At 65.5% G+C, this 9974-nt stretch carries 11 protein-coding genes; 5 read left to right on the top strand and 6 right to left on the bottom strand.

What is annotated here, in order from left to right:
• Window positions 1–133 precede the first annotated feature (133 nt).
• Genes NE584_RS18535 through NE584_RS18510 form a run of 6 tightly spaced genes read right to left on the bottom strand, consistent with a single transcriptional unit; the run spans window position 134 to window position 3560 of the window.
• A complete protein-coding gene (locus tag NE584_RS18535; RefSeq protein ID WP_256183470.1) occupies window positions 134–757 on the bottom strand; it encodes a hypothetical protein in 624 nt (207 codons plus the stop codon).
• Window positions 754–1686: an RluA family pseudouridine synthase gene (locus NE584_RS18530; RefSeq protein WP_050622838.1), complete on the bottom strand. Its 933-nt coding sequence runs from the start codon at window positions 1684–1686 to the stop codon at window positions 754–756. Before NE584_RS18530 ends, NE584_RS18535 begins: the two co-directional genes overlap by 4 nt.
• A gap of 10 nt (window positions 1687–1696) precedes the next feature.
• Window positions 1697–2443 carry a hypothetical protein gene (locus NE584_RS18525; protein ID WP_256183468.1) on the bottom strand — a complete coding sequence of 249 codons (747 nt, stop codon included), beginning with the start codon at window positions 2441–2443 and terminating at the stop codon, window positions 1697–1699.
• A 29-nt stretch (window positions 2444–2472) separates the two neighbouring features.
• Entirely contained in the window at window positions 2473–2934 is a 462-nt protein-coding gene (locus tag NE584_RS18520) for a hypothetical protein (protein WP_050622836.1), read from the bottom strand.
• 12 nt (window positions 2935–2946) lie between these two features.
• Complete coding sequence (locus tag NE584_RS18515; RefSeq protein WP_108979967.1) at window positions 2947–3360, bottom strand: hypothetical protein; 414 nt, start codon at window positions 3358–3360, stop codon at window positions 2947–2949.
• Complete coding sequence (locus NE584_RS18510; protein WP_050622834.1) at window positions 3357–3560, bottom strand: helix-turn-helix transcriptional regulator; 204 nt, start codon at window positions 3558–3560, stop codon at window positions 3357–3359. The genes NE584_RS18515 and NE584_RS18510 overlap by 4 nt, the downstream gene beginning before the upstream one ends.
• A gap of 372 nt (window positions 3561–3932) precedes the next feature.
• On the opposite strand from NE584_RS18510, the gene hemW reads away from it, so the two are divergent.
• From hemW to NE584_RS18485, 5 genes are all read left to right on the top strand, one after another.
• Window positions 3933–5177 (top strand): radical SAM family heme chaperone HemW, encoded by a 1245-nt coding sequence (hemW, locus tag NE584_RS18505; RefSeq protein ID WP_256183467.1) that lies wholly within the window; start codon window positions 3933–3935, stop codon window positions 5175–5177.
• A gap of 197 nt (window positions 5178–5374) precedes the next feature.
• Entirely contained in the window at window positions 5375–6670 is a 1296-nt protein-coding gene (locus tag NE584_RS18500; RefSeq protein ID WP_050622832.1) for a UDP-N-acetylglucosamine 1-carboxyvinyltransferase, read from the top strand.
• 87 nt (window positions 6671–6757) lie between these two features.
• A complete protein-coding gene (locus tag NE584_RS18495) occupies window positions 6758–7594 on the top strand; it encodes an MBL fold metallo-hydrolase (RefSeq protein ID WP_256183466.1) in 837 nt (278 codons plus the stop codon).
• Entirely contained in the window at window positions 7588–8070 is a 483-nt protein-coding gene (locus tag NE584_RS18490; protein WP_108979964.1) for a 23S rRNA (pseudouridine(1915)-N(3))-methyltransferase RlmH, read from the top strand. Before NE584_RS18495 ends, NE584_RS18490 begins: the two co-directional genes overlap by 7 nt.
• A gap of 131 nt (window positions 8071–8201) precedes the next feature.
• Window positions 8202–9929: a phospho-sugar mutase gene (locus NE584_RS18485; RefSeq protein WP_108979963.1), complete on the top strand. Its 1728-nt coding sequence runs from the start codon at window positions 8202–8204 to the stop codon at window positions 9927–9929.
• Window positions 9930–9974 lie beyond the last annotated feature (45 nt).

Below are 9974 nucleotides of genomic sequence, written 5' to 3'. Positions count from 1 at the left end.
CGGAAAAAGACACGGCTGGCTGCCGTGCCTTCAACCGTAAATACATTGTAATAGGGAGGTTATTTATACCCCAAATCAGTCCAAAGGGTAAAAGGGAGGGGCCCGGAATCATTTTTGATCCCGGGCCCTGTGTTCAGGTCAGGCGGAGGATGCTGGCCGCCTCGATCATGGCGGCGGCGAACAGGAGCAGGAAGCCCAAAGCAAGGACCAGCCCATCCTGACGGGACAGGCGGATATCCCGCAGCCGTCCGACGGTGGTCCGGCCCCCCAGGGTCTGGACGAAAGAGATGTCCGCCGTTCCCGAGGCGATGCAGCAGAAGGCGGACATCTCCACCATGCCGGAGGCCTCGCTGATATGGAGCATGCGCAGCAGCCGGGCCGCGAAAGGGGGCGCTTCTCCGCCCATTTGGAAGGACCAGGTGCCCACCATCAGCCCATAGAGCAGGAACAGCAGGAGGAGACAGGAGTAGCCGCAGGGGATCAGGGGCCCCCCCTGCGGTCCCCTGGCGAAGAGGTTGGCCCCCACGAGGACGCAGGCAAAGATCAGGTTGAACCCGAAGATCTGGAGCCCGCCCACAAGGGGGCGGGAGGAGACCGCCCAGTTCCACAGGGGATTGGCGTTTTTCAGGAGCCCCTCTGGGAGCAGAGGCCAGCTGAGGCAGGCCGCCGCCAGCGTCAGGGCCATGCCTGCCCCGAACAAAGCTGCCGCCCGGAGCAGGGCGTTGGGCTGGGTGATCCAGCGCCGGATCACATTCACGGCTCCTTCTCTCCTTTCTGATGGGTCAGCAGGCGCGCCATATCCTCCGGAAGGGGGAGGGTAAAGGACAGCTCCTGCCCAGTGACGGGCTGCCGGAGGGACAGCTGGGCGGAGTGGAGGGCAGGGCGGGAGATCAGGGAACGGTCCTCGTACCCGTAAAGGAAATCTCCTGTCAAGGGGCAGCCCAGAGAGGCCATGTGGACCCGGATCTGGTGGGTGCGCCCGGTGTCCAGCTCCAGACGGACCAGGGAACGCCCCCCGGAGCGGGACAGGGTCTCATACCGTGTGCGGGCGTCCTTGCCGTCGGGGCGGACCATCTGCTCCACCAGGGAGCCCTCCCGGGGCCCCAGCGGGGCGTCTACCACACCGGAGGGGGGCTGAGGCCCGCCGTCGCACACCGCCAGATAGACACGGCGGAAGGCGGGGGTGTGGAGCTGCCCCTTCAGCACCTCCTGGGCGTGGGGGTGCTTGGCCACTGCCATCAGCCCGGAGGTCCCCCGGTCCAGCCGGTGGACGGGGTGGAAATCTCCTTCAATTCCCTCCGAATTGTAATAATTCAGCAAAAAATTACCTATCGTATCATTAAAATGTCCGGGGCCGGGGTGGACCGGCACCCCCGGGGCCTTGTTCAGGATCAGCAGGTCCCCGTCCTCGTACACGATATCCAGGGGACCCGGGGCGGGCAGGATGCCGCTGCGCCGCTCCGGGTCGGACAGGCGGACGGACAGAGTCTGTCCCTCCCGGGGGCGGAAGGCGGTATTCACCCGGGCCCCGTCCACCAGGATGCCGTCGGGGAGCCACTTGATCCGGCGGATCACCGTGCCGGACAGGTGCAGCCTCCGCCGCAGCAGGGTGTCCACCTTGACGCCCCCGTCCTCCGGCCCCAGGACCAGCTCCAGGCGGCGGGTCTTCCTCTGTATCTGTTCCATCCCGCCACCCTCACATCCGCTTGGACAGCCGGGCGCGGAAGATGGCCAGAGCGGAAAAGTAGAAAAACAGCACGATGGACAGGGTCAGGGAGACATCCGACCAGCCGAGCCATCCGGCCGCCAGGAGACCGAGGAACAGGGCGGTCTGGGTAGCCCGGGCAGCCTTCCACACGGCCCGGAGCTCGATCTCCTGGCTGCGCTCGTCGTCGCGGGCCACCCGGGCGGAGCGCAGCTCCTCCGGCCGGGCGAGGGTGTGCCAGCTCCCCGCCATCATGCTGAAGCCGACCAGAAACAGGCAGAAGATCACCTGGCCATACACATCCGCCGCCCTCCCGGTGAGTTGGGCCTGAAGGGGAATGCCCAGGAGCAGAAGCAGCAGGGCGGCGGCCAGGAGCAGGAGGCCCAGACGGCCTGACCGGCTCACATCACGGCGGTAGGACTGGTCGGCCTCCGTCTGGGGGCCGGCTCTGCGGGCCTGCCAGGTCCGCTCCATAGCCTCCGGCTCTGTAAGCAGAGTCTGATACCGGCCCCAGGCCCTGCCCCCTAGCACGGCGGTCCCGCCGGAGAGGACAAACAGGCAGACCCAGACGGCCTCCATCAGGGGCGGCCCGTCAACACCCCGGCGGAGGAGCAGCACCGCCCCGGCGATGCCCAGGACCAGGGCCAGGATGCTGAGGACATAGCGGCGGAGCAGGAAGGACCGGAAGGCGGCGCGCTCCTCCTCCGTCATGGGTGGAATTGGGTTTGGACAGGACACAGGGCTTCCTCCTTTCCAGGATAAAGTTCTCACCGCCGCCGGGCCAGGGCGGCCCGGGCGCCGAGGAAGAACAGGATGTAGGCCAGCATGGAGCCCAGCAGCACCTTCACCAGCATCGGGTCCACTGCCACCAGGACAAAGGCGGCCAGGGCCTGGAGAAAAAATGTCGCCACCCCCGCCAGCTGGGCCGCCTGGGCGGTGAGACGCTGGCTGCGCTCGTCGGTCTCCTGAATCCTGGCCTTTTTCCACCGCTCCGGGTGGCGGAGCATCCACTCGTTGCGCAGCAGGTTGGCCAGTGCGGCGCCGGTGATGCCGCTGGCGCCCCCCAGATAAAAGCCTCGGGCGTGGCCGCTGATGCCGCTGCCGGGCACCAGGAAGAAATAGCACACCAGGCCCGTCGCGCCCACCGCCAGGAGGGCGAGGAATGCCCAGCGGCGCTGGATCAGATTTTTTCCATAGTCAGGGCCCCGTCCGGTCGTTTTTATGAGCATGATTTTTCCTCCTTACAGCTTTTTGGCCCAGCGGCCCATATTGACCATATAAAAGACGCAGTGGAGGACCGTTACGGCGGAGGAGAGAAGGATCCAAAGCGTCTCCTCCCGCACCAGAGAGATCACAAAGGGGACCCACAGCAGGTACAGGGTCCAGTACCAGCTGGACTGAGCGGCCTTCTCCCGGATGGCGATGTTGCGCTCGTCGGTCTCGCTGCGCTGGAGCTCCTTCCGCTCCTGGGGGGACATGTGCCGCTCCACGGCGCCCATGATCACGCTGGAGCCCCCCAGGCCCAGCAGGGCTCCGCCCATGCCGCACATCAGGCCGGTGATCCCGCCGGGCAGATCCAGCAGGGCGGCCGCCGCCATCAGGGCCAGCCCGCCCAGCGCGGCGGCGGCGAGCAGGATCGGTTTCAGCTTCTTCATGTCTCTTCCTCCTCGAACAGAAATATCTCCTCAATGGAGCTCCCGAAATATTTGGCGATCTTGTGGGCCAGCAGCAGCGAGGCGTTGTAGCGCCCGTTTTCCAGGGAGATGATGGTCTGCCGGGTGACCTCCACAGCGTCGGCCAGCTCCTCCTGGGTGATGCGCCGCTCCTTTCGGAGCTGAGCGATGCGGTTTTTCACGGCGGTCCTCCTCACGCAAAAATGTTTAGCTTGCTTTACATCTAGAGTATAGCACGCTTTACATTTTGTGTCAAGCAGGCTTTACTATTTTGCCCTTCTTTTTTCTGGGGACCAGATCTTGGAGCACTTCTGGGGCGGAGGAGGGAAGAGCTTGCCCCGCCCGCCTCCATCCGCAGGATGCTCCCAAAAGGGTCCCGCCCCGCAGGGCGGGACCGCCCTTTCATGCCAGCCCCGGCGGCGGGGCATATTTGATGAAAAAGTGCCCTCCCTTCCGCCGCCTGCCCTGTCCGGGTCCACAAAATTTCTGCCTGCCCCTTGCAACTGGGCTCAGCTCCGCTATAATACCTTTGAGATCATAAGGAGGGCGGCCCCATGAGACAGAGACAGACCGGACAGGCGGACAAGCTGGGCATTTACATCCATATCCCCTTCTGCCGGAGCAAGTGCGACTACTGCGACTTCTACTCCCTGGCGGGGCGGGAGGACCGGATGGACGCCTATCAGAAGGCGCTGCTGGCCCACATCCGGGAGACTGCGCCCCTGGCCCAGGGCATCCCGGTAGACACCATCTATTTCGGCGGGGGCACCCCCAGCTGGTACGGGGCCCGGCGCATCCAGGAGTTGCTCTCCGCCCTGAGCAAGCTTTTTCAGGTGGAGAAGGACGCAGAGATCACGGTGGAGGCAAACCCTGACAGCGTGGACCTGCGTGCCCTGCGCCGCCTGCGGAAGGCGGGGGTCAACCGCCTGTCCCTGGGGATGCAGTCCGGCTGCCCCCAGGAGCTGGAGTCCGTCCACCGCCCCCACACCGTCCGACAGGTGGACGAGGCGGTGGCGGCCGCCCGGAAGGCCAAGCTGAACAACGTCTCTCTGGATCTGATCTACGGCCTGCCCGGCCAGACCATGGACAGCTGGAAAGCTACGGTGGAGCACGCCCTGTCCCTGATCCCCCAGCACCTGTCCTGCTACGGACTGAAGGTGGAGGAGGGCACCCCTCTGGCCCGCCGGGCGGCGGAGGGGGAGATCCTGCCCGACGACGACCAGCAGGCAGACCTGTACCTCTGGACCGTGGGCCGGCTGGAGCGGGCCGGCTACCCCCAGTATGAGATCTCCAACTTCGCCAAGCCGGGCTATGAGTCCCGGCACAATCTGCGCTACTGGCTCACCCGGCCCTATATCGGCTTCGGCCCCGGCGCCCACTCCGACTTCGGCGGGCGGCGGTACTCCTTTGTCCGGGACCTGGACCGGTACATCGACGGCGTGCTCAAGGGCGGGGAGATCATCGACAGCGAGGAGCTCATCCCCCAGCGGGAGCGGGGGGGCGAGTACCTGATGCTCCGGCTGCGTACCGCCCAGGGCGTCGAGGAGTGGGAGTACCGCAGCGCCTATTTCATGGACTTTGCCCCCCTGGAGACCCGGCTCCGCCAGTTCCAGGCCCAGGGCTGGGCGGAGCAGGCCGGCGGCCGGTGGCGGCTGACGCCCAAGGGCTTTCTGGTGTCCAATCAGCTCATCGGCGACCTGCTGGAGCGGCAGGAGGAGTCCAGCCTGGACCAGCTGCTCCCCCGGGCCAGGGCCCGCTTTTCCGGCAGCCAGGATGGTCCCTTTGTGGATTCTGTTTAAGAATCGGGAAAATGTTTCCGGCCTTTGGACCGATTTTACACACTTTTCACGCAAATGTAATTTTATTTGCCTTTTGGATATAATAGTGTTACAATATAGTTGTATCAGACCGCCCACAGGCGGGATCTGTTTAGACTACTTATGGCATTTTGCCGTATAGACATAAGGACCTCATTACGTTTGAAGAGGGTGCAGCTTTGACCAAATATTTGATTGAGGGCGGACATCCGCTCCATGGAACCATTGAGATCAGCGGAGCCAAGAACGCCGCTGTCGCCATCATCCCCGCCGCCCTGCTGGTGGACGGGGTCTGCCGCATTGAAAATGTTCCCCAGATCAGCGATGTGACCCTGATCCTCCAGATCCTCCGGGAGCTGGGGGCGGACGTGCGCACCATCAACCGCACCACGGTGGAGATCGACTGTTCCCACATTCGGAACCGTCAGGTCCCCTATGAGCTGGCCCGGAAGATCCGAGCCAGCTATTATCTGGTGGGGGCCCTGCTGGGCCGCTTCGGCTGGGCAGAGGTGCCCCTGCCCGGCGGGTGCAATCTGGGCGGACGGCCCATCGACCAGCACATCAAGGGCTTTGTGGCCATGGGGGCCGAGGTGGACGTGCGCAACGGCCTGATCTATGCCCAGGTCCCCGGCCGGGGCTGCCTGGCCGGCGGGCAGGTCTATCTGGACATCGTCTCCGTGGGCGCCACTATGAACATCATGCTGGCCGCCGCCCTGGCGGAGGGCATGACCGTTATCGAGAACGCCGCCAAGGAGCCCCATATCGTGGACCTGGCCAACTTCCTCAACTCCATGGGGGCCGACATCATGGGCGCCGGCACCGACGTCATCAAGGTGCGGGGCGTCCAGCGCCTGCGGGGCGGCTCCTACTCCATCATCCCCGACCAGATCGAGGCGGGCACCTATATGGCCGCGGTGGCTGCCGCCGGGGGCGAGCTGCTGGTGAAGAACGTCATCCCCAAGCATCTGGACTGCATCAGCGCCAAGCTGGTGGAGATGGGGGTGGATGTGGAGGAGCAGGACGACGCGGTGCTGGTCCGCCGCTCCGGCCCCATCACCCGCACCAATGTGAAGACCATGCCCTATCCCGGCTTTCCCACTGACATGCAGCCCCAGATCGCCGCGGTCCTGTGCCTGGCCCAGGGGACCAGCGTGCTCACCGAGGGCGTGTGGGACAACCGCTACCGCTATGTGGACGAGTTCCGCCGCATGGGGGCCAAGATCCAGGTGGACGGCAAGGTGGCCGTCATCGAGGGGGTCCCCGCCCTGACCGGCGCGCCGGTCCACGCCTGTGACCTGCGGGCCGGGGCAGCCATGGTGATCGCCGGTCTGGCTGCCCAGGGCACCACGGAGATCGACGGGGTGTACCACATCGAGCGGGGCTACGAGACCCTGGTGGAGAAGCTGTCCGGCGTGGGGGCCAAGATCCAGGTGCTCTTCCTGCCCGACGACGAGGCCCAGACCCAGGCGGGCTGACCTTTGCACATGCTCCGGGCGGCGGCGATCTGCCGCCGCCCGTTTTCGCGCCCTGGGGGGCGCCACTCTTTCTCCGGGAGGCGGCACATGGAAGTGTGTACTCTGGCCAGCGGCTCCAGCGGGAATTCCCTGCTGATCTGCTGCGGTTCTACTTATGTTTTGCTGGACGCGGGCATCTCCGCCCGCCGGATCACCTCTGCCCTGAAGGCGCTGGGGGCCGATCCCACCCGGCTCAGCGCGGTGCTGGTCACCCACGAGCACACCGACCACGTCTCCGGTCTGGCCACCCTGACCAAGCAGCTGGGGGTGCCCGTTTACGCCACCGCCCCCACTCTGGACCGCCTGGAGCGAAAAGTCCCAGCACTGGCGCAGCTGGGCCGGGCGCTGGAGGCCGGCACCGGCTTCCAGCTGGGGGAATTGTGGGTGGAGTCCTTCTCCACCCCCCACGACGCCGCGGGCAGTGTGGGTTACGCCGTCACCGGCGGCGGGGCGCGGATGGCCCTGGCCACCGATCTGGGCCACCTGACCCCCCAGGTGTGGGATGCGGCGCGGGGGGCGGACCTGCTGGTGTGTGAGACCAATCACGACGAGGACTGGGTCCGCTCCGGCCCCTATCCCTACGCCCTGAAGCAGCGCATCCTGGGGGACTTCGGCCACCTGTCCAATGAGGCGGGGGCCGAGCTGGCCGGCCGGGCTGCCCTGGCCGGGACCCGGACCATCCTGCTGGCCCACCTGTCCTCCGAGAACAATACCCCAGCCCGGGCCCGAGAGGTGGTCTCCCGCCGCCTGTCCGCCCTGGGGGTGCGGCCGGAGGAGGACATCACCCTGGCGGTAGCCCCCCGGTCGGAGTGCGGGGCGCTGTACCGGCTGGAGCGGGGCGGAGCTCTCCGGGCCTTTCCGGCAAGGGAGGCATCCCTGTGCTGAGCGTCTATCTGATCTGTGTGGGCAAGCTGAAGGAGAAATTCTATCAGGAGGCCTGTGCCGAATACATCAAGCGCCTGTCCCCCTACTGCAGGCTCACCCTGGTGGAGCTGCCTGAGGAGAAGCTGCCCCAGGACCCCTCTCAGGCGCAGATCGACGCCGCCCTGGAGAAGGAGAGCCAGGCCATCCGGGCCAAGCTGCCCCCCAGCACCAGCCTGGTGTGCCTGTGCGTGGAGGGCAGGCTGCGCTCCAGCGAGGAGCTGTCCGCTTTGGTGGGGACCTGGGAGCACAGCTCCGCCAAGCACCTGGCCTTTGTCATCGGCGGCTCCTACGGCCTGGCGGAGCGCCTGAAGGGGGAGTCCTGGGTCAAACTGTCCATGTCCCCCATGACCTTCCCCCACCACCTGGCCCGGGTCATGCTGCTGGAACAGCTCTACCGGGCCTTCAAGATCCGGGAGGGCTCCAGCTACCACAAATGACAGGGTCCCGGGCCTGAAAACATGCTCACCGTGGATCCGTCCAAAAATCCGCTGGAAATTCATGCCTGCCTGTGGTACAATGTCCACAACAGCATGTCCCAGCGGATTTTATTGATTGGAGGTCCTACGATATGTCCTATCTTGATGCTTATCATGCATGGCTGAACAGCCCGGCCCTCTCGGCCGCCGAGAAGGCAGAGCTGGCATCCATCCAGGGCGATGACAAGGAGATCGAATCCCGCTTTTTTGATCAGCTTTCCTTCGGCACCGCGGGCCTGCGGGGCACCATGGGGGTGGGGCTGTACCGGATGAATGTCCATGTCATCCGCCACGCCACCCAGGCCTTTGCCCAGGTCATCCTGGAGGAGGGGCCCCAGGCCGCCGCCAGGGGGGTGGCCGTCTGCTTCGACTGCCGCAACAACTCCGACGTCTTTGCCCGGGAGGCCGCCTGTGTCATGGCGGGCAACGGCATCCCCGTGCGCCTGTTCGAGTCCCTGCGTCCCACCCCGGAGCTGTCCTTCGCGGTGCGGGAGTACGGCTGCATCGCCGGTATCAACGTCACCGCCAGTCACAACCCCAAGGAGTACAACGGCTACAAGGTCTACTGGCAGGACGGTGCCCAGCTGCCCCCCAAGCACGCCGACGAGGTGGCCCGGAAGATGAAGGAGCTGGACGTGTTCGACTGCGTCAAGACTATGGACTATGACCAGGCCGTGGCCCAGGGCAGGATCACGCTGATGGGGGCGGAGACGGACGAGAAGTTCCTGGCCAACGTGATGGAGCAGGTGAACGACAAGGCGGTGGTGGAGCAGATGGCGGACACCTTCACCATGGTGTACACCCCCTTCCACGGCACCGGCTATAAGCTGATCCCCGAGGCCCTCAAGCGCCTGGGCATGAAGCACGTGATCTGCGTGCCCCAGCAGATGGTCATCGATGGCGATTTCCCCACTGTGGTCTCCCCCAACCCGGAGAACCCGGAGGGGTTCTATCTGGCGGTGGAGCTGGCCAAGGAGCACGGCGCGGACTTCATCCTGGGCTCTGACCCGGACGCCGACCGGGTGGGCATCATGGTGCGCACCAAGGAGGACGACTTCGTGGTCATCTCCGGCAACCAGACCGGCGTGCTGCTGCTGGACTACCTGATCGGGGCCAAGCGCCGCACCGGCAAGATGCCCGACAAGCCCGTGGCCCTCAAGACCATCGTCACCACCGAGATGGCCCGCAAGGTGGCCGAGGTCAACGGCCTGCAGTGCTATGACACCTTCACCGGCTTCAAGTTCCTGGCGGAGAAGAAGGACGAGCTGGAGAGCTCCGGTGCGGGGAAGGTCATCTTCTCTTATGAGGAGTCCTACGGCTACATGCTGGGGGACTATGTCCGGGACAAGGACGCCGTCTCCGCCTCGGTGGAGCTGACCGAGATGGCGGCCTGGTATGCCTCCCAGGGCATGACCCTGTATGACGCCCTCCAGGCCCTGTTCAAGAAATACGGCTACTATGGCGAGCGCACCATGAACCTGGTCATGCCCGGCCTGGACGGGCTGAAGAAGATGGCTGACCTGATGGCCGGCCTGCGGGAGCAGCCCCCGGCGGAGATCGCCGGCGTGGCGGTAAAGCAGCAGAAGGACTACAAGGACGGCAGCGTGGTGGAGACAGCGACCGGCGCCAGGTCCCAGATGGAGCTCACCGGTTCCAACGTCCTGCGCTATGAGATGGCCGACGGCACCAGCCTGATCGTCCGTCCCTCCGGCACCGAGCCCAAGGTCAAGGTCTATATCCTGGCCAACGGCGCCGACAAGGAGGAGTGCGACGGAAAGGTGGCCAAGTACGCCGCCTGGGCCGAGAGCCTCAAAGACTGAAAAGACAGGCCGGACACCGGGCCCCGGGCCAAGGAGCGGGCCCCG

Origin of the sequence: Clostridium sp. DFI.5.61, from assembly GCF_024462915.1 — a bacterium.
GTDB lineage: Bacteria > Bacillota > Clostridia > Oscillospirales > Oscillospiraceae > Lawsonibacter > Lawsonibacter asaccharolyticus.
The sequence above is the reverse complement of the archived record's forward strand: the minus strand, read 5'-3'. Positions and strand labels throughout refer to the sequence as shown.